Annotated in this window: 26 protein-coding genes, 1 tRNA gene and 1 pseudogene; 14 read left to right on the top strand and 14 right to left on the bottom strand. The window is 54.2% G+C overall.

What is annotated here, in order from left to right; translation table 11 throughout:
- Positions 1-7: 7 nt before the first annotated feature.
- Genes SRBAKS_RS00320 through SRBAKS_RS00310 form a run of 3 tightly spaced genes read right to left on the bottom strand, consistent with a single transcriptional unit; the run spans position 8 to position 3835 of the window.
- Positions 8-652 (bottom strand): DUF4254 domain-containing protein, encoded by a 645-nt coding sequence (locus tag SRBAKS_RS00320; protein ID WP_229592442.1) that lies wholly within the window; start codon positions 650-652, stop codon positions 8-10.
- Complete coding sequence (locus tag SRBAKS_RS00315) at positions 645-2018, bottom strand: MltA domain-containing protein (RefSeq protein ID WP_229592440.1); 1374 nt, start codon at positions 2016-2018, stop codon at positions 645-647. The genes SRBAKS_RS00320 and SRBAKS_RS00315 overlap by 8 nt, the downstream gene beginning before the upstream one ends.
- 53 nt (positions 2019-2071) lie before the next feature.
- On the bottom strand, positions 2072-3835 hold the full coding sequence (locus SRBAKS_RS00310) for an ARMT1-like domain-containing protein (RefSeq protein WP_229592438.1): 1764 nt from the start codon (positions 3833-3835) through the stop codon (positions 2072-2074).
- Between the two features lie 239 nt (positions 3836-4074).
- Here SRBAKS_RS00310 and SRBAKS_RS00305 point away from each other — a divergent pair, with 239 nt between their 5' ends.
- Both SRBAKS_RS00305 and flgM read left to right on the top strand, forming a co-directional pair.
- Complete coding sequence (locus SRBAKS_RS00305) at positions 4075-4485, top strand: DVU0524 family FlgM-associated protein (protein ID WP_229592436.1); 411 nt, start codon at positions 4075-4077, stop codon at positions 4483-4485.
- 27 nt (positions 4486-4512) lie between these two features.
- Complete coding sequence (gene flgM / locus SRBAKS_RS00300; RefSeq protein WP_229592434.1) at positions 4513-4821, top strand: flagellar biosynthesis anti-sigma factor FlgM; 309 nt, start codon at positions 4513-4515, stop codon at positions 4819-4821.
- Positions 4822-4848: 27 nt separating this feature from the next.
- Here the strand turns inward: flgM and fliW are convergent, their stop codons facing one another.
- The 11 genes from fliW to SRBAKS_RS00245 form a co-directional block, all read right to left on the bottom strand.
- Positions 4849-5268: a flagellar assembly protein FliW gene (gene fliW, locus SRBAKS_RS00295; RefSeq protein WP_430709141.1), complete on the bottom strand. Its 420-nt coding sequence runs from the start codon at positions 5266-5268 to the stop codon at positions 4849-4851.
- Complete coding sequence (gene csrA, locus SRBAKS_RS00290; RefSeq protein WP_229592429.1) at positions 5268-5510, bottom strand: carbon storage regulator CsrA; 243 nt, start codon at positions 5508-5510, stop codon at positions 5268-5270. The genes fliW and csrA overlap by 1 nt, the downstream gene beginning before the upstream one ends.
- 90 nt (positions 5511-5600) lie before the next feature.
- Complete coding sequence (flgL, locus tag SRBAKS_RS00285; RefSeq protein ID WP_229592427.1) at positions 5601-7268, bottom strand: flagellar hook-associated protein FlgL; 1668 nt, start codon at positions 7266-7268, stop codon at positions 5601-5603.
- 18 nt (positions 7269-7286) lie between these two features.
- Positions 7287-9425: a flagellar hook-associated protein FlgK gene (flgK, locus tag SRBAKS_RS00280; RefSeq protein ID WP_229592425.1), complete on the bottom strand. Its 2139-nt coding sequence runs from the start codon at positions 9423-9425 to the stop codon at positions 7287-7289.
- Positions 9426-9905, bottom strand: a complete 480-nt coding sequence (gene flgN / locus SRBAKS_RS00275) for a flagellar export chaperone FlgN (RefSeq protein ID WP_229592423.1) — start codon at positions 9903-9905, stop codon at positions 9426-9428.
- Positions 9906-9981: 76 nt separating this feature from the next.
- Positions 9982-10710 (bottom strand): rod-binding protein, encoded by a 729-nt coding sequence (locus SRBAKS_RS00270; RefSeq protein WP_229592421.1) that lies wholly within the window; start codon positions 10708-10710, stop codon positions 9982-9984.
- Between the two features lies 1 nt (position 10711).
- The gene (locus SRBAKS_RS00265) at positions 10712-11761 is read right to left on the bottom strand and encodes a flagellar basal body P-ring protein FlgI (RefSeq protein WP_229597025.1); all 1050 of its coding nucleotides are present in this window, start codon (positions 11759-11761) and stop codon (positions 10712-10714) included.
- Between the two features lie 157 nt (positions 11762-11918).
- Entirely contained in the window at positions 11919-12629 is a 711-nt protein-coding gene (locus SRBAKS_RS00260; protein WP_229592419.1) for a flagellar basal body L-ring protein FlgH, read from the bottom strand.
- Positions 12630-12643: 14 nt separating this feature from the next.
- A complete protein-coding gene (gene flgA, locus SRBAKS_RS00255) occupies positions 12644-13648 on the bottom strand; it encodes a flagellar basal body P-ring formation chaperone FlgA (RefSeq protein ID WP_229592417.1) in 1005 nt (334 codons plus the stop codon).
- 41 nt (positions 13649-13689) lie between these two features.
- Positions 13690-14472 carry a flagellar basal-body rod protein FlgG gene (gene flgG, locus SRBAKS_RS00250; protein WP_229592415.1) on the bottom strand — a complete coding sequence of 261 codons (783 nt, stop codon included), beginning with the start codon at positions 14470-14472 and terminating at the stop codon, positions 13690-13692.
- 19 nt (positions 14473-14491) lie between these two features.
- Positions 14492-15268 (bottom strand): flagellar hook-basal body protein, encoded by a 777-nt coding sequence (locus SRBAKS_RS00245; protein WP_229592413.1) that lies wholly within the window; start codon positions 15266-15268, stop codon positions 14492-14494.
- Positions 15269-15563: 295 nt separating this feature from the next.
- On the opposite strand from SRBAKS_RS00245, the gene SRBAKS_RS00240 reads away from it, so the two are divergent.
- From SRBAKS_RS00240 to uxx1, 12 genes and pseudogenes are all read left to right on the top strand, one after another.
- A tRNA-Gly gene (locus SRBAKS_RS00240) sits at positions 15564-15639 on the top strand.
- A 107-nt stretch (positions 15640-15746) separates the two neighbouring features.
- Positions 15747-16205, top strand: coding sequence for a ribosome maturation factor RimP (locus SRBAKS_RS00235; protein ID WP_229592411.1), 459 nt, complete (start codon positions 15747-15749; stop codon positions 16203-16205).
- A gap of 60 nt (positions 16206-16265) precedes the next feature.
- The gene (nusA, locus tag SRBAKS_RS00230; RefSeq protein WP_229592409.1) at positions 16266-17648 is read left to right on the top strand and encodes a transcription termination factor NusA; all 1383 of its coding nucleotides are present in this window, start codon (positions 16266-16268) and stop codon (positions 17646-17648) included.
- Between the two features lie 20 nt (positions 17649-17668).
- Positions 17669-17899, top strand: a complete 231-nt coding sequence (locus tag SRBAKS_RS00225) for a YlxR family protein (RefSeq protein WP_229592406.1) — start codon at positions 17669-17671, stop codon at positions 17897-17899.
- Positions 17900-17910: 11 nt separating this feature from the next.
- Positions 17911-20853: a translation initiation factor IF-2 gene (gene infB, locus SRBAKS_RS00220; protein WP_229592404.1), complete on the top strand. Its 2943-nt coding sequence runs from the start codon at positions 17911-17913 to the stop codon at positions 20851-20853.
- Between the two features lie 75 nt (positions 20854-20928).
- The gene (locus SRBAKS_RS00215; RefSeq protein ID WP_229592402.1) at positions 20929-21222 is read left to right on the top strand and encodes a DUF503 domain-containing protein; all 294 of its coding nucleotides are present in this window, start codon (positions 20929-20931) and stop codon (positions 21220-21222) included.
- 11 nt (positions 21223-21233) lie between these two features.
- Positions 21234-21575 carry a 30S ribosome-binding factor RbfA gene (gene rbfA, locus SRBAKS_RS00210; protein ID WP_229592400.1) on the top strand — a complete coding sequence of 114 codons (342 nt, stop codon included), beginning with the start codon at positions 21234-21236 and terminating at the stop codon, positions 21573-21575.
- A complete protein-coding gene (locus SRBAKS_RS00205; protein ID WP_229592398.1) occupies positions 21550-22518 on the top strand; it encodes a DHH family phosphoesterase in 969 nt (322 codons plus the stop codon). Before rbfA ends, SRBAKS_RS00205 begins: the two co-directional genes overlap by 26 nt.
- On the top strand, positions 22518-23459 hold the full coding sequence (gene truB / locus SRBAKS_RS00200; protein WP_229592396.1) for a tRNA pseudouridine(55) synthase TruB: 942 nt from the start codon (positions 22518-22520) through the stop codon (positions 23457-23459). Before SRBAKS_RS00205 ends, truB begins: the two co-directional genes overlap by 1 nt.
- A 63-nt stretch (positions 23460-23522) precedes the next feature.
- Positions 23523-23792: a 30S ribosomal protein S15 gene (gene rpsO, locus SRBAKS_RS00195; protein ID WP_229592394.1), complete on the top strand. Its 270-nt coding sequence runs from the start codon at positions 23523-23525 to the stop codon at positions 23790-23792.
- A 232-nt stretch (positions 23793-24024) separates the two neighbouring features.
- Entirely contained in the window at positions 24025-26247 is a 2223-nt protein-coding gene (gene pnp / locus SRBAKS_RS00190; RefSeq protein WP_229592392.1) for a polyribonucleotide nucleotidyltransferase, read from the top strand.
- A 148-nt stretch (positions 26248-26395) separates the two neighbouring features.
- Positions 26396-26598, top strand: a pseudogene (uxx1, locus tag SRBAKS_RS17820) (UXX-star selenoprotein family 1).
- Positions 26599-26634 lie beyond the last annotated feature (36 nt).

Raw genomic sequence — 26634 nt, 5'->3', positions numbered from 1 at the left:
GGTTCCCCTATTTCTTGTTTGCGTAAAGTTCCGGGTTCAGCTTCGGGTCGTTGTACATCTTGAACTGGAAGTACACCTTGGGCTTCTTGAGTCCGGCAAAATATTCATCAATGAGTTCAAGGATTGCACGCTCAAGATCTTCGTGTTGCCGCTGCAGGACACCAACCTTGGCGTCACATTCGTTAACGTGCTTTTCATCAACGTCCTGACGGCTACACTGCTCTTTCATATGATAGATCTTGAGCGCCTGAATGGACAGACGATCCAAGGCCGCCCCGACAGTCTCGGTATTGTACCGTTCCTTTGCGTCGGCGGGCAATATGGCGTCCATCATGCCGATAAGACATTCATCCACCCGCTCAATGAGGTCATTGCGTTTCTGGTTGAGCTTGTCGATGGCATACTTGCAGTCGGCGATAACCTTGGCGTCCACATCCTTGCGACGGGCGCGGTCCTCGACATGCCACAGCTGGAAGTTGGCCCAATGCTGACGCGCAACCAGCTCGCGCACGCCGGAGACGCCAGCCAGGTCGTTGGCAGGATCACCATCATATACGGGTTCGCCAAAATGCCAGTCGATGACAGAGCGGGATTGATGGGCGATGGCATCCTTGAGGGTGTCCTTGACGGTATCTATTGTAATATCAGCCATTAATAAGTGCTTCTTTGCTTATGAGGAGGTACACGGTGGCCTCTGTCATGATGTTGTTGGCAATGGGCTCCACCGCGCTCCCTTCACCAATATAATAATCAACACGGGACCCCTTGATGGCGGTTCCGGTATCCTGCGCCAGACCGATGCCGGCTATTGTGCGTTTACCGACGGGACGACCGTCCTTGGCTTCCGGAATCTCGGCTTCAAAAGCCAGCAGGCTCCCAAGCGGCAACAGCTTTCGGTCTGTAGCCAGTGAAACCATCGGCGTCAACGGCTTTCCAATGGTCCCCTCGGGCGGAGAGTTCTCCAGACGGAAGAAAACATAGCTTCTGTTCTCGGCCATCAACTGAAACATCTGTTCAGGATGCTTGGCAAAATACGCTTTCACATGCTCTTTGGACAGCTTGCCTTTTGGCAGGAGTCCCTTGGCATGGAGAATTCGACCCAGACTACGGAAGCCGTGTCCGTTTTTGGCCCCGTAAAGCAGGTTGCTCGTGGTGCCGTCCGGCAATCTCAACCGTCCGCACCCTTCCACCTGCATATAGAAGACATCCACGGGATCTTTGGCCCAGGCAATTTCAAGCCCCTGCCCGGCGAGCACCTTGCGGACATCCATATCACCCCGTTCGTAGTACGGCAGCACCCGGCCCTTCTCGACCCGATAAAACTGCTTGAACCCGCGCACCTTGCCGTAACGCAAGTCCGACGGCACGCCGTAGATGGGAAAATCATATCCGGGGCGTCGAGTCAGGCTCCCTTCGATCTCAGGCGTATAATATCCTGTCATGACAGGCTTCTTTCGCATTCCATACCAGACAAAACGACGAGCGAGCAGTTCGGGGTCATTGTCGAGATACGGCAGCAGATCGAGAAATTCTTCCAGAGACTGCACCACCTGTCCCCAGGTCAGGACCATACCGGGCCGAACCAGGGCGGGGGTGTTCTTAGGCATGTTCAGGGCATACTCAAGGCTGCGCTGCACCGGGTCGACCAGTGAATTCCAGGAAGTAAGGCCCTGACTTTTGATATCTATTTTGGCATTGCTCGCGACCCCTTCCACATTGGAAAGAGGAAAGAACATGTCACAGGCCGGAACAAAGGCCGGCTCCCGCACAGGACGCAGGGTCAACGCACTCGTTATCCGAGGCTGAACAAGGCTAACGGGCTGAACAGCGAGCATCTCAGGTTGAGGCTTGGGGAGTGTCTCAGGCTGCTCCGGGCATTGCTCCACCACTTCTACAGGAGCGGCTGGGTCCGATGCAGAGGACGTCTCTACAATCGTGTCACCTCCCCGCTTCACACAGGCGAGCAAAACGGCCAGACACACCACGGCAACCAGCCATCGTGCAGTCCGCCAACTCAATGTACGACTCTCTTCTTTCATTTGATGCTTGGGTTAAAGGATTGCTGATTCCCTTAGTCACATGAATCGATGGCAACATCACAGAATTTCCCCACCCCATACTCCCGACGACGGAAGAATTTTTCGGGGTTGGGACCGATGATCTGCAACTCGGGATGCGCCTTCTGCACATCGAGAGCGATATGCATTTCCTTGGTGCATCCGGTGGAATACGTGGCGTCCTTGCCGGTCCAGACCGGCGGCACCTTTCTGTCCATCAACTCGAAGCTCTTTTCAATATCGAAATACGTCTGGAAACGCCAGACATTGATGTACCCGCTCCGCTGCACCTTTTCCCACATGAACATGAGATCATCCGCGTCCATGCCCTCCTCGAAATACTCGCCCGGATTGATGATGAACGCGTCGTCGAGTTGGGAACGCAGGTGCTGCACATAGGTGGTGATAACTTCGATTGCCGCCTTTGTCTGACCGGGAACGCTTCCGATGATGCCGGAATAGAACATGACCGTTCTCCCCTCTGCACGCGCATGGCGCATCTCGGCGATAATCTCCTCTGCTTTGGCAGAAATATACTGCTCGCTAAAGGAATGAACAGAGCCGGACTTGGGCCTGAAATGCATATGGAATGCCCCCTGCTCATCGCGATATATATTGATGATGTCGCGGGTGAAATCATGGCTGTTGAGTACCAGCCTGTTTCTGAGCCCTTCACCTTTGGCAACAATAAAGTCGCATTCCTTCCAGGCTCGAGCAAACGTGACCGAGGTTCGATACGGATTGAATTTTTCGCGTGTACCATCGGAAATGACCACAAACCGGTGCTTTGCCATAATGGACAGCAATTCGTTCTTGGACAACTTGTCTTCACTGACAAAGTGCGCACCGCTGAACGCCTTGGCCAGAACAGGATCATTATCCCGATCCCAGAAAGTGGGGTTATCGAAATAAAACCCTTCCTTAAGGGCCATGACCACACTGTGTCCGAGTCGCAGCAACGCCCGTACAACCTGCAGATCAAAGAGCAGGCCGCCAGCCCTGTTGGGCAGATACAAAATGCGTCGGGGACTCTGGCCGTCCTTGCCCAGCCGTTCGAAAAGGACTTTGAAAACCTCGGACCCTTCCTTGATTTCACGCGCCATGCCGCAGGCGTTCAGCCCTTCAACGGAGAATGTCTCGGGCGACCAATGGTCAGAGATCGTGGATATACGCAACAGTCGCTCGATTTCCAACATATCGATCTTGAATCGCAGATCATCAATGCGCTCTTCAGGGCTGACATTGGACAACCCGGCGTGGACCATGGCGTCAAACGCATCGCTCTCGACAATCTCGGCAGCTTTGCTGTTCAGACCTTTGCGAATATCTCGATAGGGATCATCAATACCACTCTGGGTCATGAAGATGGTGATCAACCGCTTCATCAGTCGCGACGGCACGATGATGGGAGAAGCAAGGACCATGCGGAACTTGTGCCTGGCAAGCTGGATAAACCGCCTCAACAGTTGTCTGTCTGAACAGAACTCACGGGACAACCGAATGAATGTCCGCCACTGTTCCAGATATTCCTGAAGCAATTCGTCAGGCAGCCCTTCATCCAGCAGCATCTTGAACATCCTGTCCGAACACGGAGCATAAAAATCCCCGTCCTGCATGGCCAGCATGAAGCGCATCTGCTCACCGGAAGCGTTCTTGGTAGGGTCAATGGAATATTCCAGATGATTCTCGGTCATGAAATGCAATAGAAGCGCATCGAGCAATGCGTCCTGGCCGTATCTGATGTCCAATACCGAGTCAGAAAGTTTGGGCGATCCCATAAATTTTCCCCATTCAAAAAATCATATTAAGGTCAACTGAACCAGCTATGGCCTTTCATACCTCATACGTACACGTATCCTTCAAATTTGTAGTTAAAATTTGAGAAACATTCAACCTTTTTCATTTTTAACTCTAAAAATACCGTTGAAAAAAACACTTTTCTATATTTTTTTTAACTTTAACCCTAAAGTTATTTTTCAAGAAGCCGATCCTAACAATCAAGGAAAGGAAAAAAACTGTGAATACTTCGTCTGCCAATGTTCGAAATATGCTGCGCACCTATGGAAAGCAGCTTACGAGCGCAAAGCGTCTTGCACGCTTTCGGCAGGCAATGGGCGACAGCGTCCCCATGGACGATGTTGCCAAGCAGGCAAAGCGTCGGGAATTGGTCCAGCGCATTGCGCATGAGGTCATTGAAAACCTGATCGTCAACTCCGACCCCTCTCCCGTGGTCAAGGCAGTCCTTGCCCAGTTGGAGGGAGAATTCAACCAGCGGTATGTTTTTGAATATCCACTGGACGGAGGCGACGTTCAGATATTAAAGGATACCCATCAGGGTCCGGTTGAAATACATGACGCCGAAAGGAACAAGGTCATGCGGAGACTGTGGGAGATAACTTTGTCAAAGGTGGACGACACCATGCTTTGATAACCCCGTAATCACGGGAGGAATGACATGGTCATCAAGAACATAGTAGGGGAAACAAATCCTTACGCAAACAAGAAGATCGAAAGGCCAGAGGTCAAGGATCAGCAAAAGCCCCAGGAAGCCGCCAAGAGCTCGGGAGAATCCGCTGATCGCGTTGTCCTGTCTTCAGAAGCACGCCTGCGGGGGACAGCCCTGCAGACAGCCAAGGACGCCTCGGATGTCCGCCGTGAAAAGGTGGATGAACTCAAGCGCCAGGTGCAGGACGGCTCCTACCAGCCAGACCTGAAAAAGGCCGCCGCGAATCTCATTCGTGACGACCTGGATCTTCTCGTTTAGTCGAAAGGGAGTAACCCGACTGACTGACTAGACAGCAATCGGATGGAAGTGTGTGGGGTAGCCTGCTTCCGTCTGCGGAATCTGAAGACCTATCCTTGCCTCGGTGTTGATGACAATCGGCCCCTGAAGGTTAAGGGTGGTGTCTTCAGGTTTGTCACGTGGTATGGTCACTGTGACCAATACTGCCACCTGCCTGATATTCTCCACCTTGAGGACTTTCCGGTCCGCATTCTCGATCTTCACATCATAACTTTCGATAAAAGCGTAGGGGTCGGCCACGAGCAGTCCCAAGCCCGGGTCTGTGACACACTGCAACAGCAGGAACGGAGAGTCATCGTCCTTAACGCTCAAAAGGGCAAACTCGCGCTTGTCCTCCAGCCCCACAAGGCCACGAGGAAAATAGATGATGCCGTCCGAGCTGACTTCGCGCTCGCCCAGCCGCGTCATTATTTTTTGTTTTCTTTCTTTTGCCATAGCGCTGCCGCCGCGAGCAGGTCTTGCTGGCTAATTTCCAGCGCCTGCCTGTTCTGTTCCTTGATCTTAAGATACACCTCTTCCCGATAGACAGTCATGTCTTCGGGTACATCCAGGCCGATCTTTATCTGCTTACCCTGAACGCTCAGGATCTTAAGCTTGATATTATCGCCTAAGAAGAGGCTTTCTCCCGGTCTCCGGGTTAGTATCAACATGTGGTTTCCAATATGTCCTTCGGCTCATCCGCATCATGCGAGTCGTTCATTGCCGATTACATGACGTTCACATCTAAGTAAAGAGGAGTATTAAATAAACTTTCCAAGATTTAGTTGCATGATCATGGACGTGGAACGCAGCACAGACTCATACACGATCTGCTGTTGCGCCAGTTCGGTCATCAATTCGGAGACATCGGCATCCTCGATGGAACTGACCAATGTCTGCTCATTGAGCTTGAGACCATCCACAATGGTCTCGCCTATCTGCAACCGGTTCTCCCGACCGCCGACTTCGGCGACAGCATTCATGATATGCTCCTGCGCCTCACTCAGATTCGCCAGCGCCTGCTGCACACCTGTCTGGTTATTAGTCTCGGCCATGGCGACCAGATTGCCCATGACTTCAAACAGGTTCTTGGAGTATTCGTCATTGCCCTGAATAGAAATCGCCATGCCGGGCGCGGCATTGGAGTGGAACACCCTGCCGGAATTCTGACTACTCAGCGTCAGAATGGAACCATTGGAGGCCAGGACAATCTCCGGGTCCATATAGATACCGCCAAAAATATCCTTGCCCACGCCATTGACCTGAACCTGCTCACTGGAGGAAACATCGAGATTGATGGCCGCCGAACGAGGACGGATGACAAACTGCTGTCCAGGCTGAAGCAGGTTGGACCCATTGGAGGCCAGGGACAGTATGCCGCCGTTGGCAACGGAAAGCACGGCCGCGTTGGACGACGTGTCAGCCTGGGCGATATTACCGGTCACCCAATTGATACCGCCATCAATGCTGTAGGAGTACTCGATGTCCTCATTCATGGCCACGGCTGACGAGTTGTCGATACGCACAGTGACGTTGGTATCCAGAAATGACCCTGATGCCGTGGCATCAATCAGGTTCGATCCAGGGCCGAGCGGATCGACCGAGGGAGGTGCGTCTTCGTCATCCCCCATATATTGAGCGGAAGGACGAATCCACAGCCATGTTCCGTCGGCAACGGATTCATCAGCAGGGTCGTTGACCTTGATGGCCGTATCGTTGTGAAATGTAACGCTGGTGCCACTCTGTGGCAGACTGAGGGTGCCTTCGCCTGCGGCAAATGTCACGGAGCCATCCGTCTGCCAAGTGTCACCACCGTCAATGGAATACCGCACACCAAGATTGCCGTCCGACAGGTTCATGTTGCCGCCCGGCGCAACAGTGCCGGAGCTGTCGAAGAATTGAACAAGAACGGTAGAATTCGATGACCCATTGACAGTGAACTCCGCATTATTGCCAAAGGAGTCATCATTGGTGGTCAACCACATGATTTCCTTGAACGCCGGAGTATTGACCTTATGGCCGCCATAGATCTGCTTGCCTTCAAAATTGGTATTGGCCAGCCCGACCAGCTGCTCGAAGAGCGAACGCAGTTCATAGCTGATCTGCTCGCGGTTGTTGCTGTCCACTGTTCCGGTAGCCGCCTGCGTAGCCAATTCCTTGGCACGGGTCAGAATGGTGGACACCTGCATGAGTGATTCATCGGCACTGGTGAGCCACCCTTTTGCCGTGGAAATATTCTCGGAGTACTGATCCAGAGAGCGCAGCGTGTCACGATGATCCAGAATACGGGTCATGCCGGTAGGGTCGTCGCTGGGCTTATTGATCCGCTTCTGTGTCTGGGCCTTGATGTTCAAGTCCATCAGAGATGTCAACGACTTGTTCAAGTTGGTGACATATCGGGAGAAGAGCATTTTCTGCGTTACGCGCATACCTGTTTCCTCCTCACGCTAGGGCTTGAGCGACAAGATGGTTTGCAACATTGCGTCGGCAGTGGTGATAAGCTTGGCTGCCGCCGTGTAGGATGCCTGATATTTAATCAAATCACTCATTTCCTCATCAAGGTTGACGCCCGCCACCTGCTGCTGTCGTTCATTCAGGTCGCTCGCCAACGTGCCATAAAAATTCTGGTTGAACTCGGCCCGGTTCACGTCCGTACCCACATTGCCCACAATACCGTTGTAGTAATCGAGGATGGATTGCGAAGTCGCGCCCTCTGCGGCCGTACGGGTTGTTACGCTGACCTCACGCAAGGCATACATGGACAACGCCGTGGTGTTGTCTCCTGCATTCATTTCGCCGGAGCCGTTCACATGCCCTGTGGCCAAATAATCAATGTCGCTGGTTATCTTTTCATTGAGCATCATGTTGCCGGGGTCATCCCCCTTCAACAACGTGTTGATTCCCAGTCCGGCATACAACCCGGCACTGTCGGTACCAAAGGCAAACGTATACCCGTTCTCTGCTTCGAGGCGGAGCTTGTTGTTGACGATGGTCGCGTTGATGGCCCCTGCATATGTTCGGTTAAAGGCGTCACGAACATCTTCAAGAGTATGAATGGCCGGATTGAATGTGGCGCCGCTGCCATCGAAATCCAGTGCCGCGCTGGAAGCCAGCAGACCGGTGGATTCGTTGTACACATAGACAAAGGAACTGCCTGACTGGAGCTTGTCGCCAAAGGTCAGACCGGTTGAATCACTGGCCAGGGCCTTGTCAGTGTAATCGACACTGTAGGTCCCATCCAAAGAGGTGAAGGCCTGAAGTCCGGCACCCTGACTGTGCCTGCGGTTGGTCTCCCAAACGATTGTCTCAGCCAGTTCGTCGAGCTTGGAACGGTACCGTCCCACATAGTTGTCACGGAAGGTCAACAGGGCCGCCAGGCTACCGCCTGTGAGTCGCTGGGAATTCTCTTCACCATTGAAATGTAACTGCGGCGTGATTTCCTCTGCATGGGAGGTGTTTTCCACCCAATACAGTCCCTGATGCGGACTGATGACATACCGGTCACCGGGAACGAAGTTGCCAGTAGGCGTTCCCTGAGAATCCGTACTGCTGCCAAACCAGATCTGCAGCCCTTCCACATTGACACGACTGTTGTAATCACGCGCACTGAAATGACGCTCATTGCCAAGATCGTCGGAGAGCCAGGTAACGCCACCATCCAGTGAAACCCTGAATTGGGCAGCGTTGGCTCCGGAAGTCGCCTGACCTGCCAGCGTCGATCCTGAACTGGAGGCAAGAAACTCGACCGTGTACTCGTAGTCGTCATTGCCATCGAAATAGATCGAGCCTTCAAAATCGGAGTCGGGACGAAGATCGGTGGTCGTGACCGCGGCGTTGAATTCCAACGCATAGTGACTGGCCCCATCCACGAGGTTCTGCCCGGCCGTGGTCATGACAGTGAAATTTCCGCCACCGTTATCGATAGTCTTGATGTCCATGAGTTCAGCAAGCTCGCGCACCTTGCGCGCACGTTCGTCAAACAAGCTGTTGGCGTTGTTCTCACCCTCAACGTGATGAATCTGAATTTCCTTGTTCAGATCGGAAATCTCCACCATGAGCTTGTTGGCTTCGGTCACCTGAGCGGCGACGTCCTTGTTGATCCTTTGCTGCATGAGAGAGAGATCGGTGTCCACCTGCTTCAACGTGGAAATCATGGTCGCCGTATCATTCAGAACCGTTTGACGCGCACCATAGTTGTCAGGTCGCTGCGCCACTTCATTCCACGAATTAAAATATTGAGACAAGGCATTACTGACGCCTGTGCCGCTGGATTCATTGAGCAGGTTCTCAACGGACTTGAGCTGCTCCCAGAGCTGCCCCCACTTATCCTTGAGCGCGGCCTGCCCCAAATACATCTCTTCCACCATATCGTCGAAATTGCGAACGACTTCCCTGGCCTTGACTCCCGTGCCGAGCTGACCGGGCGAATAGTCAATATACGGGCCTTCCTCCAGGATAACGGAACGCCGGGAATACCCTTCCGTATTCACATTGGCGATGTTCTCGCCAGTGACCTGCAGCTGAACCTGCGAAGCGAACAGGGCCCACCGCCCCATGTCGAGTATGGAATTGGCTCCAAAAGACATTTACAACCTCCCGGTCAACAAACGAGCATCGCTGGGAGCCTTGGCAAACCGGCCGGTCCGGCCATAGGCGTTGGTATTCTTGGGCTTGATCTGATTGTGCATGTAATTGAGCAATCCCTTGGACTGATCAAACAGGGCTGTAGCCATCTCATTATTCTTGGCAGCCTGCATTGCGCACTTCTGTTCGGTGTCGTCCATCATGATCACAAGGCCCTTGAGCGCTTCAACCACATCGGGTTCAAGCAGGGGGTAAATTTCGGCCAGACGCAAGGAACCGGCGCTCATCTGTCCCACCATCGTGCGCAGTGAGACGCGCTCTGCCGCGATCTGACGCATAAGCTCCTGAATGGAAAGTTCAATCTGCGAGACCGACTGGGGCTTGAGATTCATCAGGCGGGAAAATTCTTCCTCAAGCAGGATAGACAACAGCATCACAGCCTTATTCTGCCGAACCAAATTTTCCTCTATCAAACGAATCATTTCTCACCCCTCACAGTTGTAACCGACTTAAATCATGAATATTTACTTAGAAATCTTAATATTTCCCTATTGAAACCTACCCTCTTTGTGCAATTTTCCGGCCAAGTGCTTCCACGGCCTTGTCAGTATACTCTTCCCCCTGAGCGCGCCCTTGTGTCAGGCTGTCACGAAGATGCTCTGACTCAAGACGCCGCACCAGCGTATCAAGCTTTGCCTGGACCTCTACGTCAGTCAGTAGCTTGGGCGTGGAGCCGACCTCCTGAGTGGATACCTGCGCCGCAGGCGCGGGCACCACGGCATTTCCACCAGATGCTTCAGACGAGACTGACCCGCCCCACTCCTCCAGTGTAATGCCCTTGCCGGTATTGATCTGTATCCCTGCGCCGGGCTGATTTACGGATATGGGCTTTTCTTCCTTGAGCGGCTTGATGGCAACGCCGCCGGCCAGGGTTGTCTTGCTTGTTTCCTTCAACTTTTCACTAAGCTGGGCATAAATCATGTCTGCCAGACCGATCCCGCCCGCCTGAGCCATTTTCTCGGAGAAATCCCGATCAAACATTGAAATATAACTGTCTTCCTGCTTGGAATGCAGATACCCTTCCTTCTGCACACTCTGACGCATCTGCTGCCAGAGCTTGCCGATAAACACGGCTTCAAAGTTCTGACACGCTTTCTTAAGCTGGCCATTCGCGCCCTTATCCGTCAAACGCTCCTTGAGGCCGTCCATCTCCTGCTTGAAACGGATCAGATCCTTGGTATCGGCCTGCTTGGCTGCCAACCGTGGGTCTACAGTGCTACTGATCATGTTAGATAACCTCCACTTCGGCATGCAATGAACCGGCAACCTTGAGAGCACGAATAATGGAAATGAGATCTCGCGGAGCTGCGCCGATTGAATTCAGACCATCCACGAGTTCCTGCAGGGTTGCACCTTCCATGAGCATGAGCTGATTATTCTGTTCAGACACCGCGATGTCGGTACTCGGAGAAACAACGGTCTCGCCATCGGAGAACGGCCCCGGCTGACTGACTTCCTGTTCTTCGGAGACTACGATCTGCAGGTTGCCGTGCGCCACGGCCACCTTGCTCAGACGAACATCCTGACCAAGCACCACTGTACCGGTCTTTTCATCCACAACCACACGGGCCTTGCCGTCGGGCGAAATATCGAGATTTTCCAGAGAAGCCATTAAAGGCACCATGTTGCCACGGAATTGATCCGGCAATTTCAGGTCAATGGTCGAGATGTCCCGTGCAGAGGCAAAACTGCCGCCCATGCTGGCGTTGATCTTGTTCACCACCTGCATCGTGGTACCGAAATCCCGTACAGACAGGTTCAGTGTCATGGCATTCTGATTATTGAATCTGAAAGGAACAGCCCGCTCCACAACGGCACCACTGGTGATGCGCCCCACTGTGGCGATATTCTTTTGCGCTTGAGCAGCCTGACCTCCGGCAGAGTATCCACCAACGGTCAACGCGCCCTGACTGACGGCATAGACCTTGCCGTCCAAGCCCTTGAGAGGCGTGAGCAGCAAAACGCCACCAAGCAGACTCTCAGCGTCGCCCAGGGAAGATATCGTGACGTCCAGGGTTGAACCGGGCGTGGCGGACACCGGCATCTTGGCAGTTACCATGACAGCGGCCACGTTCTTGGGTTTGAGTTTGTCCGGGTTGGCTTCGACGCCCATCTTTTCAAGCATGTTGGCCATGGAGCGCATGGTAAATGTTGAAGAAGTGCCGTCCCCCGTACCGGACAAACCGACCACAAGACCGTACCCGACAAGTTCGTTGTGGCGCACGCCACTGAAACTGGCGATGTCCTTCAGGCGAGCTGCACCCGCGTCACGGGGCATCAGGACTGTTCCCAGGAATATGAGGAGCGCGGCAAACAGGACCGTCAAAATGACGGACCGGGCCACTTCGCCGGAATCGATTCGAGTTGAGTGCGGATGCGTAAGCATGGTGTTCATCCCTCTAACGTTGCTGAGTCTTTAAATGTAAGCCCGATCACTAGAACGGGAAAATGTTATCAAGAATCCGTGACAGCCAACCGGGGCGCTGCTTGTCAGCCAATACACCCTGGCCGTAAATTTCAATCTGGGCTTCAGCGAGGCTGGTGGACGGGATCGTGTTGTCGGAGGAGATATCACGCTGACGGATAAGTCCCCGAACCACCAGGAACTGAGTCTCATGATTGACACGGATGCGCCTGGCACCTTCGACCTGCAGCAGGTTGCCCGGAAGTCTGCGAACAATACGCGTGGCCACAGTGGCTTCAAATTCCGATTCCTGCGAGGTCTCACCATTCCCCTTGAAATCAGAAGACTGGCTGGCGCCGATGCCTATACCCGCGGTCGCTCCAAGCGTACCTGCCAGGGGAATGCCGCCGATAAGGCCGGTGCTGGGCATGGCCGAGACCGAGTTATCCACGGTGTTTTCCTTCTTGGCCGTCGTCTCCGACTTGATCGAAGTCGTGGCTGATTCCTGCACCTGCACCATAACGATGTCACCGACCCGACTGGCGCGATTGTCGTCATACAGGAATTCCGACCTGTTGGAGTCATACAACGACCCCGGATTGAGTGCAGGATCCTCTTCCTCATAGACAGGCGGAGTCATCGCGGGCATGGGCTGTTCCTGATATTTGGGAGCACATCCTGCAATCAGCGCAATGGAAGCCAGCAGGATCGAAACTATGGCGATGATGAAATAGTGTTTCATGACAGTCTCCTTGGCTATCTGACGACAACCGTGTCATCACTGATCACGGTTGCCAGCACTGTCTTGTTGCTTTGCAAATTCTTGACCGATACCTGCTGCCCCATACCGGCTTCACCCAACGCGACAGCCTTTATGGTCAACTTCACGCGCTTGCCCTGGAAGGTCAGGTACACGCGCTCCCCTTTCTCAATAAGCGGAATAGGTTCAAGGTGTGACAGGGTGAAAGGCTGCCCTCTCCCCAGGGTCCGCGCCATCCGCCATGGACCGCCGGTGCCATCCCACACGTTTTGGCGGTAAGCGAGGTTAACCCGCTGAAAAGATACGTTTGCCGGAGAGACACGCTCAAACCGGTTCATGGGTTTGGCGGCCACGGGGATAGCCTTCCAGACATTGATGAAGACTGTTCCGGCCTTGCTGGTCACGATCTTGCCATCAGGAGTGACACCATGAATCTTGACCTGGTTGCGCCCCGGAACAATGTCGTTGGCACTGAGGGAAAGCGTATCATATAAATTGGGAAAAAAGATTTGACGAGGAAGATGAAAATCCTTGAATTCCACATCGCCACCCAAGTCCTCTGCGCGAGGTGTCAAAAATGCGACAACCCGCGACTTGAGTTCCTCGCCCGAGATGACCCGCCCACCGGTCTGCACCGTAATCTGGCTGGGCAGTATGAGGTTCTCCACCATATCACCCAGGTAATACTTGAGAATACTCCGCAATTTATCACGGCTCACGGCCACGGGACGTCCGGCGCGAGTGGAAGCTTTCCACAGTTTGATATTCGCCAGCGACTCCCATGTGGCATCATCCATACTCCCGGCAGGATAAGCAATTTCACCGAGCAGGACATATGGCCCCTGAACGCAGGCGGCACTTTTCACGATGGCCTGCCAGGCCATACCGGCGGTAGCCCCCGTTACGGAAGGAATCAGCAGCAACGCTGCCAAAAGCAGCACAGCAAGGATGTACCTGACTCGACCGAAACTCTCAGTGCATTTCATAGTATTACTCGACATAATGCTCACCTTCCCCGGAGTTGAATGCATTCAATCATCCGTTATCGCTTGATATTGACAGCCGTCTGCAACATTGCGTCAGAAGTGGTGATGGCTTTGGAGTTGATCTCGAAGGCACGCTGCCCGACAATCAGTCCGACCATTTCATCGACCATCTCGACATTGGACCCTTCAAGGAATCCCTGTGCGATTGTTCCGAAGTTGTCATCACCCGGAGTTCCCGCCACAGCTGCGCCGGAGGCTTCACTCTCACGGTAGAAGTTACGACCAGTTGCAATGAGCCCGGCCGGGTTCTGGAAGCGATAGATATCAATATCCGTCTCGGACAGCGTGGCGCCATCCTTGTCCAGAGCAGCCATGTTGCCCGATTCGGTAATAACAACGCTGACAGTCTCTGCCGGCACGGTAAATTCAGGCTGGAGGGGATGTCCGCCAGCAGTAACCACGCGCCCTTCGTCATCAAGCTTGAACGAACCCGCGCGGGTGTACACGTCCTCACCGTTTTGCGAAACGCGGAAAAAACCGTCGCCTTCAATGGCCATGTCCAACGGGTTCCCGGTGTTCTTGAAATCACCCTGTGTGAAAAATTTATGCACCGTCACCGGACGCACACCCATACCAATCTGCATGCCCACAGGTGTTCTATTTCCAGCCTCGTTCTGTGTACCGGCTATTTTCAGCGTCTGGTACATCAGGTCTTCGAACTCGGCGCGGCTTTTCTTGAAGCCCGTGGTGTTCACGTTGGCAAGGTTGTTTGACAACGTATCAATGTGGGTCTGCATGGCGATCATGCCTGTGGCAGAGGTCCAAAGGGAACGCATCATTGCAGTATCCTCCTGTTAATTAGATGGTTGGGCGTCCGACCTGCGTGATCAGCTTCTTGTCGCTCTCATCAGTGGTCTGGATCATCTTCGAATACATGGTAAACGCACGCTGGGTCTCGATCATGGCCACCATTTCGGTGACGACATCCACGTTTCCCTTTTCCACAAAGCCCTGTTCCACGGTCATGTCTTCCGGAGGAATCTGCACCGCGTCGACCTTGGGCCGATACGTGTTGCCTCCGATCCTCTCCACCTTGGACAGATCTTCATAGGACACAAGATCAAAGGACCCTGCGGGATCTCCATTGATGGAAATGTTTCCACCCGGATCAACAGCCACATGCGCCCCCGGGGAAATGGTCAAGGGACCGCCGCCAACCAGAACAGTCATGCCGTCCTGTGTTTTAAGGGTTCCCTGCCCATCGGTCAGGAAATTTCCAGCGCGGGTCAGGAGCACTTCTCCCTCGCCCTGAACCCTGAAAAAGCCTTCACCTGAAAGGGCGAAGTCCAGTTGGTTACCTGTTTTCTCCAGGCTACCCTGCGAAAAGTCCGTTCTCTGGTCGGAAAGACGCGCCTTGGCCATGACGTTTGCACGGGGGAAAAGATCTTTTCCACGCAGGTTTGTTTTGCCGTCAACAAGATAGTCGTGAGCAAAACGGACAAAAGTGTCGTGAAAGGCCAACTGATCTTTTTTGAAAGCCGACGTGTTCACGTTCGCCAAATTATTGGCGATGGATGACATCCTCATTTCATTAGATAAAGCGCCGAATAACGCGCTTTGAGTACTATCGCGCATAATGCGATCCTCCTGTTCGACGAGAGAATTGCACTATGTATGCCAACGCAAAATCAAATGGAAAAATCGCCGTGAAAAGGACACACGACAAGACGCACGAAACATGTCAATATGGATTACTCGCACAGTGCCCCACTCGCATCATCGGACGACGCAGGCTACCGACGAATGCAAAATAAGCAGAAGCCGAACAGACACACGGAATTAACAGGGAAAGACATAGCACCGGAAGTCGATTTACCCATGCTCTTTGTTGACATCGGATTCATATATGTATAAATAGGCTCGTTTCCAAGCGGGTGTAACTCAATTGGTAGAGTGTCAGCTTCCCAAGCTGAAAGTAGCGGGTTCGACCCCCGTCACCCGCTCCAATGCCTTTCGCAAGGCTTGACCGTTTAGGCTTTGCGGGGTTCGCGTAGGTGAGCTCGGGCTCACCTTTTTTATTGGCAAATCGCTCCCCACGGGGGCAGGAGAATAAATGCGCCAGACTTTCGAAGAAATGCTGACGGATATAATCCGGCCCGAGATTGAAAATCTCGGTCTTATCTTTTGGGGATTGAGTTCCCCGCCGTCCGGCAAAAAGCGCGTTGTTCGCATATATATCGACGGTGAAGACGGTGTGCACATTGACCAGTGCGCGCATGTCAGTCGTCAGGTCGGGCTGATGCTTGAAGTGGAAGACGTCATTCCCGGGGCATTCACGCTGGAGGTCTCCTCCCCCGGTCTTGAAAGACGATTTTTCACACCTGAGCAAATGGTCGGTTACATCGGTCGGACAATCAAGGTGACTTTGGTCGACCCCGTGGCTGACCGTCGCAAGCTCAAAGGTGAACTGGTCGCAGTGAAAGGCGACACCATCACCATGACCGTTGATGAAGAAACAATGGATATCGACTGGCTTTCCATCAAGAAAGCCCGGTTGATCCACGAATTTTAGTTTGAAGATCACTACTTGCCCGGACCATACAGAGATCCGGGCACAAGCGGAGGTTTGATCATGTCGGAGCTGAAAAAAGCAATCGACCAGATAAGCAAAGACAGGGGCATTGACCGTGACCTGCTCATTGATACCCTTGAAGAAGCAGTACGATCTGCCGTAGCTCGCAAATATGGCGAGACCATGGATATCGAAGTGTCCTTCAACGAGGAACTCGGCGAAATCGAAGTATTCGAATTCAAGATCGTCGTCGAAGATGTCCATGACCCTATCAGTGAAATTTCCCTGGAAGCGGCAACCGCTCATGACCCCAACGCCCAGTTGGATGACGAGATGGGCTTCCCGCTCAAGGTGGAGGACCTGGGACGTATTGCAGCGCAGAGCGCCAAGCAGGTCATCATCCAGCGCATGCGCGATGCCGAGCAGGAAATCATTTACGAAGAATACAAGGACCGCGTGTCCGAAATCGCCAGCGGCATCATTCAGCGTCGCGACCGGACCGGTTGGATCATCAACCTCGGCCGCACGGAAGCCCTGCTGCCCAAGGACGAACAGATTCCCAGAGAACGCTACAAGCGTGGTGATCGCGTCCAGGCCTATATCATAGATGTATTGAAAGAATCCCGTGGCCCGCAGGTCGTCGTGTCCAGGTCCCACCCGGACTACATGATCGAACTGTTCAAGCGCGAGGTTCCCGAGGTGGCAGACGGCACCGTCAAGATCATGGGCGTATCCCGCGATCCCGGTCTGCGTGCCAAAGTGGCTGTCATGTCCCGCGAACGCGACGTCGATCCCGTGGGCGCCTGTGTCGGTATCCGCGGCTCTCGTATTCAAAACGTTGTGCAGGAACTCAAGGGCGAACGTATCGACATCGTTGTCTGGTCCCCGGACATCGCCATGTACGCGCAGCACGCCCTCTCCCCCGCACTCATCTCACGCATTACCGTGGACGAGGAAGAGGAGACTTTGGAAGTGGTTTGCCCCGACGATCAGCTCAGTCTGGCCATTGGCCGCAAGGGCCAGAACGTCAAACTGGCTGCCAAACTTCTTGGCTGGAAGATAGACATCTTCACCAACTCTCGTTACGGAGAACTCAACGCAGAGCGCAAAGGCATGGATCAGGTTGCGGCTGTGGCCGAGATCTCCATGGAGAATTTCTTTGCTGCCGGATACGAATCCATTGATTCCATCATCCAGGCTTCTGATGAAGAACTGCTCTCCATCAAGGACATGACCGAGAGTAAAGTCGGTGATATCCGTGTGGCTATCAACATGCTCGCCCCCGACCTCTTTGAGGCCGACAAGGACGACAGTGAAGAGCCGCAGGAAGCCCCTGTTGATGAAACCGAAACTGCAGATGAAGTTGTTGAAGAAACAGCAGAAACTGTCGAAGAAGAGACTGAAGAATCCGACACTCCCGCCGATGGCGAGGAGTCGAAATAGAAACCGGAGTACAACAAGACATGAGCCGCAAGCATATTGCAGAGCGGATGTGCATTGTCTGCCGCAAGAAGTTCCCCAAAACGGAACTGACGCGGTATGTGCGACCGGATGGCGCCAGTGAAACGGATCAGGAAGGTCCGATTCACGACCCGAAACAAATATGTTCGGGGCGCGGTTTTTACCTATGCGGCCAGACCCAGTGCCGGGAGAGATTCCCGAAAGTGGTCTCGGGCCTGATGAAGAAACGTTGAGAGGTGATTAGATGACGGCAAAGGTTCGGGTAGAAGACTTGGCTGCAGAGCTCAAGCTCAGCAACAAGGAGATCATTCAGCAGCTTCGCGAGATCGGCGTTCAGGCTAAAAGCCAGAAAACCGTCGTGGAAGACGAAGATGTGGAACGCCTCAAGGCGGAGTTAAAGAAAGGCGGAGCTCAACAGAGTGAAGTCCGTCGCGTCGGCGATTCCGGCGTAATCATCAGGCGCAGACGCACCAAATCAAAATCTTCCAGAAAAGAAGAAGCCGCTCCCGCAGTCGAAGAAGAGACTGAGGAAACGGTGGAAGCTGCTGTGGAAGAAAAAGAAGAGCCTTCCGTAGTGGAAGAAGCCACTCCTGCTGAAGAAGTGGTGGAAGAAAAGCCCAAAAAGAAGCCCAGCAAGAAAAAGGCTCCCAAAAAGGCTGAACCACAAGTCAGGATTATCAAACCTGCTGTGGAGGAACCTCCCGTGGAAGAGCCTGTTGAGGTGAAAGCCGAGGTCGTCGAGGCCCCGGTGGAAGAAGCCGTGGTTGAAGAGGCCGCCCCCGAACCCGTGCCTGAAGAGACCAAAGCTGCTTCCGAAGAACTCAAGGAAGAAGCCGCTCCTGTTAAGGAGAAGGCTGTGAAGGCTGAAAAAGAGGCCAAGGCTGCTCCCAAGGAAGAAACCCCTGCACCGGCTGCTGAAAAGAAAGCCGCTGCCAAGGACGAACCCAAAAAGAAAAAGAAAAAGAAAAAAGAGCCTGAAGCTCCTAAAGTCAAAATCATTTCCATGCCTACCGAGGCAGAGGTACAGGCACGTGCTGCAGCAAAAATGCAGCAGCCTGAACGTCGTCCCGGTCGTCCTGGCGGCGGTCGTCCCGGCGGTCCTGGCGGTCGTCCCGGTGGTCCTGGCGGTCGTCCCGGCGGTCCTGGTGGCCGTCCCGGAGGTCCTGGAGGCCGTCCTGGTGGTCGTCCCGGTGGAGGCCCTGGTATGGCCCCTGCTCCGGCACCAGGCATACCTGACGGACGTAGCAAGAAGAAAAAGGGCAAGAAAGACCGTCGTGTCGTAGAATTTGCCACAAGCGGTCGTAAAGATTCCGGTAGCAATCGCTTCAATGACAGCCTTCCTGGTGGCCGTAAAGGACACAAGAAGAAGGGGCGGAACAATCAGCAGCAACAGCCGGTTGAACAGGTGCAAGCCCAGCCGATGAAGGCTGCAAAGCGCAAGATCAAATTTGACGAAACCATTCGTCTGGCCGACATGGCCCACCAGATGGGCATCAAGGCCCAGGATTTGATCAAGGCGTTGTTCGGCATGGGTGTCATGGCGACCATCAACCAGTCCCTGGATCTGGATACGGCCACCCTGCTCGCCAGCGAGTTCGGTTACGAGGTCGAGAACGTCTCCTTCGACGAACAGGATTTCCTGATTCCCACCGAGGCAGACAAAGATGAAGATCTCAAGCCCCGTCCTCCCGTGGTCACCATCATGGGTCACGTTGACCATGGTAAGACCTCCCTGCTGGATGCCATCCGTCTGTCCAATGTGACCGATGGAGAAGCTGGCGGTATCACCCAGCATATAGGTGCCTACCACGTCCAGACACAACGCGGCGAGATCGTGTTCCTGGATACCCCTGGTCACGAAGCATTTACCACCATGCGTATGCGCGGTGCCCAGGTGACGGATATCGTCATCCTCGTGGTCGCTGCCGACGATGGCGTCATGGATCAGACCCGTGAGGCAATCAGCCACTCCAAAGCGGCTGGCGTCCCCATCGTGGTTGCAGTCAACAAAATGGATAAAGAGGGAGCCAATCCCGATAACGTCAAACGCGAACTGGCCGAGTTGGGGCTCTCCCCTGAAGACTGGGGCGGCGACACCATCTTCGCGCATGTTTCAGCCAAGGCAAAAACCGGCCTTGACGAACTGCTCGAAATGGTTCTGCTCCAGGCAGAAGTACTGGAGCTCAAAGCCAACCCGGACAAACCTGCTCGCGGTCATATCGTTGAAGCGCGTCTGGACAAGGGACGTGGCCCCGTGGGCACCATCCTCATTTCCGAAGGTACCATCAATCAGGGCGACAGCTTTGTATCCGGTGTCCACTTCGGTAAAGTCCGCGCCATGTTCAACGACCAGGGCAAGAAACTCAAAACAGCCGGTCCGGCCATGCCCGTGGAAATCCAGGGCTTTGATGGTCTGCCCGAAGCCGGTGACGAACTGTTCGTGGTGGAAGAAGAAAAGATGGCCCGCCGCATCGCTCAATCCCGCGCCATGAAAAAGCGCGAGAAGATTCTGTCTTCCAAGTCCAAGGTCACCCTGGAGTCCTTCCTCGCATCCAAGCCGAACGACGAGGCCCAGACCCTGAACCTGGTCCTCAAGGCCGATGTACAGGGTTCTCTGGAAGCGGTCACCGAAGCACTCAACAAGCTGTCCACCGACGAAATCAAAATCGATGTCGTCCACGGCGGTGCCGGTGCCATCACCGAGTCCGACATCCTTCTGGCCGGCGCATCCGAAGCCATCATTCTCGGCTTCAACGTGCGTCCGAACCTGAAGGTCAAGGAAATCGCCGAGCAGGAAGGTGTCGAAGTCCGCTTCTACGACATCATCTACAAGCTGGTGCAGGAAGTGAAGGACGCCATGAGCGGCATGCTCACACCGGATATCGAAGAAGTGTATCTGGGTCAGGCAGAAGTTCGTCAGACCTTCTCCGTACCCAAGATCGGTGTTATCGCCGGTTGCTTCATCCCGGATGGAAAGATCAAGCGTGGCGCAATGGTTCGCCTGCTTCGCGGTGGCGTTGTCATCTACACAGGCCTTGTCTCCTCGCTCAAGCGCGAGAAGGACGATGCCCGTGAGGTTGCCAAGGGCTACGAATGCGGTATCGGCCTCGAGAAATTCAACGACATCAAGATCGGTGATATTATCGAAGCCTTTGAAACCAAGGAAATCGCCCGCACCATCGATTAAGATAAAAAGTACAAAAATACGGGCGACCCATTGCGCAATGGGCCGCCCGTATTTATTTTATTCATTGGATCATTTATGATAATAGGCGTTTTACACCTCGAATTCAGACTGCACGGCAACCGCTCACTTAAGGACAAGCGTAAGGTTGCTCAAAGTCTGAAACAAAAAATCCGCAACAAATTCAATGTGTCTGTTGCCGAAACCGAGGCCATGGACGTACACGACACATTGGTTCTGGGCATAGTTACCACAGCCAACGAAACCACACGGGTGGAAAGCAGGCTGGCCAAAACACTTGCCATGGTTGAGGCCATATCGCCCGCAGAACTGACCAAGTGTTCTACAGAAATTTTCTCTGACACGGATTAAGGATACAGACCATGAAAGCATCAAGTTCCCGCAGAGCCGTCCGTATGGGCGACCAGATCATGCGCGAAGTAGGCACATTGTTAGTGGAAGAAGCCGCTGACCCGCGCCTCCAGCTCGTCACGCTCAGCGGTGTTCGCATGAACGCCAACCTGCGTATTGCCGAAATTTTTTATACAGTGTCCGGTGACGCAGAACACCGCAAGGAAGTACAAACCGGTCTGGAAAAAGCCTCCGGCTTTCTCCGTTCCCGCCTGGGCCGCACCCTCAAGCTGCAATTCACTCCTGAACTCAGGTTCATTTTCGACGATTTCCTTGAGGATGTGGTCTATGCAAAATCCAGTGACAAGAATTAGCGAGATTCTCCGCGATCAGGATGACTTCCTGATTGTTTCGCATTTCAATCCCGATGGAGACGCCATTGGGTCCATTTGCGCCATGGGACATTTGCTCGCGGCCATGGGCAAACGATTTTCACTCTACAATCAGTCAGGGCTGCCTTCCCGCTACGCCTTTGTGAATCTCCCCGGCCCCATTGAAAAGCAGCTGCCCGAGAGCATGCCCAAATGGACCATCATCATGGACTGCGGAGCTGGAAACCGCATGGGAGAAGCACTGCAGGCTCGCACAGGTGAAACCACAGTCATTAACATTGATCATCACCTGGGCAATGACAACTTCGGCACTGAGAACTGGGTTGATCCAAGTCAACCGGCCGTGGGTAGCATGGTTGCCGAACTTGCCAGAAAACTGCATATCCCCCTGACCGGAGATCTGGCAGAATGCGTATACTTGGCGGTCTCTACTGACACCGGTTTTTTTACCTACGGCAACACCACTCCGGAATCTCTGGAATTGGCTGCCGACATGCTGCGCAATGGACTGGATATCGCGCACATGAACATGGTCATCACCAAGCAGTGGTCCGAAAACCGCATGCGCTTGTGGACCGAGGCCATGGGCAATATCGAACTGCACCATGACAAGCAGGTTGCATCCATTGCCATAACCCAGCAGATGTTCAGCGACACGGGGACGACCCCGGCAGACACTGAAAATCTGATCAATTTCCTGCGCCGATTGAAACCTGTCCGAGTGGCCGCCATACTCCGTGAAGAAGATACGGATCTCTACAAATTCTCTCTGCGCTCCTATGGTGAAGACAATGTTCAGACCATTGCCGCCACTTTTGGTGGCGGCGGTCACCACAACGCTGCCGGCGGCACTATTGCCGCACCTCTTGACGAAGCAAAAGCGATGCTTATTTCTGCAATAGCCGACGCACTGGGAATATCCTGATGGGACGTAGAAAAAAGAAAAGAAGCCCGGAACAACGAGACGGATTACTTATACTCAACAAGCCTTCCGGCCCCACCTCAGCAGCCTGTCTCAACGACATCAAGCATCAACTCAAACAGTTCAAGATCGGCCACGGAGGAACTCTTGATCCCATGGCCGAAGGCGTGCTTCTTGTCCTGCTCGGACACGGGACCAAACTGGCTCCGTATCTCTCCGGCGGGACCAAAACCTACCGAGGCACATTTCGCCTTGGAATCACAACAGATACCCTTGATATTCAAGGAGAAGTTGTTAAAGAAAGTGATGTTTCGGCCTCTGCGGAAGATGTCAAACGTGCAATTTTATATTGGAAAGAGTTGACAGAGCAGGAAGTTCCTGCCTATTCCGCTGCCAAACACGAGGGTAAGCCGTTGTACGCCCTGGCCCGCGAGGGCAAGGAAACTCCGGTCAAAATAAAGCCCATTGTTATTTCTCATGTGGAAGTGCTGGACGTGCAAATGCCGGAAGCGGCATTCAGGGTCAGTTGCTCCGCCGGTACCTATATACGTTCCCTGGTCCACAGCTTGGGGACACGAATAGGGTGCGGCGCGACGCTGACCAGCCTGGTCCGGGAGTCGAGCGAGCCTTTCGGGCTTGATCAGGCTCTTGACCTCATGGACGTTCTGGAGAATCCGGAATCATTTCCGGAAAGGGTCATCCCACTAGCGGATACCCTGCCCCACTGGCCCAGGTTCACGTTGACCGAACCGCTGTCAGGACTCGTGAAAAACGGGGCCTGGCTACCGGTTGTCGACCAACCTGGCGAGCTTTTGGCGGGCGAACTCGGCGATCAGGCCATGCTGCTTGATCCCGAAGGCACCCCTCTGGCTCTGGTGGAAGCGAAACTCCAGAATGGAACGCCTAAATGGGCTATCCTTCGCGGTCTCTGGAATCAGGACTGATACGCTTTAGGCTGCATGAAAAGCAAAAATATACTAGCAACATCCAACTAGGAGGATATCGCTGTGGTTATGACTGCTGAACAAAAGCAACAGATTATTGACGAGTACAAAACCTGCGAAGGTGACACCGGGTCTCCCGAGGTTCAGGTTGCGCTGCTGACCGCACGCATCAAGTACCTGGCTGACCACTTCAAGTCCCATAAAAAGGACCACCACTCCCGCACCGGCCTGCTGAAAATGGTTGGCCAGCGCAGAAAGCTCCTCAAGTACCTTGCCAACAAGGACATCCAGCGCTATCGCGACCTTATCGGCCGCCTTGGTCTGCGCAAGTAGTTCTTTGAAGAATTAGTGTTCGGGGGAGGGTCAAACCTCCCCCGCCTGTTTTACACTTCCTGCGACGGAGCCGTCTTCTCGACTCCTCGCCCCTCGCGGTTTTAGCTTAGTTGGCTGCGGAAGGTGTTCTTGAGGCATGTCTCAAGAGTCCCTCCCCAAGCCGGCTAACCCTATTCAGAGGGAATACGCAGGAAGTGGTCCATCTATTACCTTATAAGGTAGGAAATCACTTATGACGATGATTCCTTTTGATGCCACAAGCCTGTCCGCTACGGTCGGCGGCATCGACATCACCATCGAAACCGGCAAATACGCCCGCCAGGCCTCTGGCGCGGTTACCATTTCGTCCGGCAACACCACTGTTCTGGTCACAGCCGTGACCCAGCCCCTGGCCATTGACCGCGGCTTCTTCCCGCTGACCTGCAACTACCAGGAAATGGCCTATGCAGCCGGTCGCGTACCGGGCAACTACTTCCGTCGTGAAGGCCGCCCGTCCGAGCGCGAGACTCTGATCTCCCGTCTCATCGACCGCCCCATCCGCCCCCTGTTCGCCGACGGCTTTGCCGACGAAGTACAGATCATTGCCACGGTCCTGTCCGCTGACAAACACGTCAACCCGGACGTTCTGGCACTGACCGGCGCATCCGCTGCCTGCCACATCTCCAAGATGCCGTTCCTCGGCCCCATCGTGGGTGCTCGCGTCGGTTACGTGAACAACGAATTCGTTCTGTACCCGACCTACAAGGGCATGGAAGAAGAGTCTTCCCTGAACCTCGTTTTCGCAGCAACCCGCGAAGCCATGGTTATGGTTGAAGGCGGCGGCGACTTCGTCTCAGAAGATCTGGTTGCTGACGCACTGGCCTGGGGCCATGAGCAGGTCGCACCGCTGTTCGATCTGCAGGACGAACTCCGCGAAAAGGTCGGCGTTGCCAAACTGGAAGTTGAAGCTCCCGAGAAGGACGAAGAACTCGTTGCCTTCCTCGGCGACTTCATCACCGAAGATATCAAGGCTGCCGTTATCACCCCTGAGAAGCTGGTCCGCTACGCTGCCAAGGATGCTGCCAAGGAAAAAGCCAAAGCCGCTGTTGCCGAAAAGTTCCCCGAGGACGAGGCAAAGCTCAAGGCTGTCGGCAATATCGTTGGCGACATCACCAAAAAGCTCGTTCGTGAGCGCATCGTGAACGAAGGTCTGCGCATCGACGGTCGTGACACCACCACCGTTCGTCCGCTGTCCATCGAGACTGGCCTGCTGGCTCAGACACACGGCTCCGTCCTCTTCCGCCGCGGCGAGACCTCTGCCCTGGCTGTCGCCACGCTGGGTTCCACCCGTGACGAACAGCGTTACGACTCCCTGCTCGGCGACGCTACAAAGCGTTTCATGCTGCATTACAACTTCCCGCCGTACTGCGTCGGTGAAGCCCGTATGCTGCGTGGTACCTCCCGCCGCGAAGTCGGCCATGGCGCACTGGCTGAACGCGCTCTCACCCCGGTTCTGCCGAACCAGGATGACTTCCCGTTCACCATCCGCGTTGTCTCCGAGATCATGGAGTCCAACGGCTCCTCTTCCATGGCATCCGTCTGCGGCGCCACCCTGTCCCTGATGGACGCAGGTGTTCCCATTTCCGAGCCGGTCGCCGGTATCGCCATGGGCTTGTGCAAGGAAGACGATCAGTTCTTCGTACTCACCGACATCCTCGGTGACGAAGACGCTCTGGGCGATATGGACTTCAAGGTCGCCGGTACCAAGGACGGCATCACCGCTATCCAAATGGACATCAAGATCGCCGGTATCCCCCAGGAAGTCCTCAAAAAGGCTCTCCACCAGGCCAAGGAAGCGCGTCTGCACATCCTCGGCCACATGAACGATGTCCTCGCGGCTCCCCGCCCGGAACTGTCCAAGCTGGCTCCGCAGATGGATATCGTTCATATCGATCCCGAAAAGATTCGCTCGGTCATCGGACCCGGCGGCAAGAATATCAAGGCCATCACAGCCGAAACCGAAGCCAACATCGACATCGAGGATTCCGGCAAGATTTCCATCTTCGCTCCGACCCTCGAATCCATGGAAAAGGCCAAGGAAATGGTCCTCTACTACGACCAGAAAGCCGAGCCCGGCAAGAACTACCTCGGCGTTGTTCGCAAGATTCTGGAAGTCGGCGCACTTGTCGAAATCCTGCCTGGCATGGAAGGCATGCTGCACATCTCCCAGCTCGACTTCGAGCGTGTGGAACGTGTCGAAGACGTGGTCCAGCTCGGTCAGGAAGTCTGGGTCAAGTGCATCTCCCTGGAACCCGGCGGACGTATCCGTCTGTCCCGCAAGGCATGGCTGATGGAAGAAGCCGGACAGGAAGTAAACCTGGAAGACTTCAAGCGCCCTGCCCCCCGCAGTGGAGGACGCGACAACCGTGGTGGCGGACGTCGTGACAACCGTGGTGGTCCTCGCGGACGCCGCTAGTCCCACATAGACACACTAACAACCGCCCGGTTCGGCATCAGCTGAACCGGGCGGTTTTCTTTTGTTTCATCTCCATAAAGAGAACGCTCTGACGCATGGACAGCCACTACGATCACTTGGTAGTATTCCCTATAGTGAGGAAATAACCATGGCTGAGATGATCATTTATGGAAGCCGACCTGCCCGCACACAAAACGAGCTCTTGAAGCCCACCCCGAAGCGGTCTTTGTGGATATACTCGCTTCACAAGCCAACATGGATGCCATGCTGAAACATTCTGACGGGGTAAAGACAATCCCGGTCATTGTAGAAAACGGCAAGGCGACCGTCGGATTCAAGAGGGGCTGTTGAGGAATCTGATTTGCGACAGGCTGTCGCATGACAAAA

Source organism: Pseudodesulfovibrio sediminis (genome assembly GCF_020886695.1).
In the GTDB taxonomy this organism is placed as follows: domain Bacteria; phylum Desulfobacterota; class Desulfovibrionia; order Desulfovibrionales; family Desulfovibrionaceae; genus Pseudodesulfovibrio; species Pseudodesulfovibrio sediminis.
Note: the sequence above shows the minus strand (reverse complement) of the source record. Positions and strands in the feature narration are given on the sequence as shown.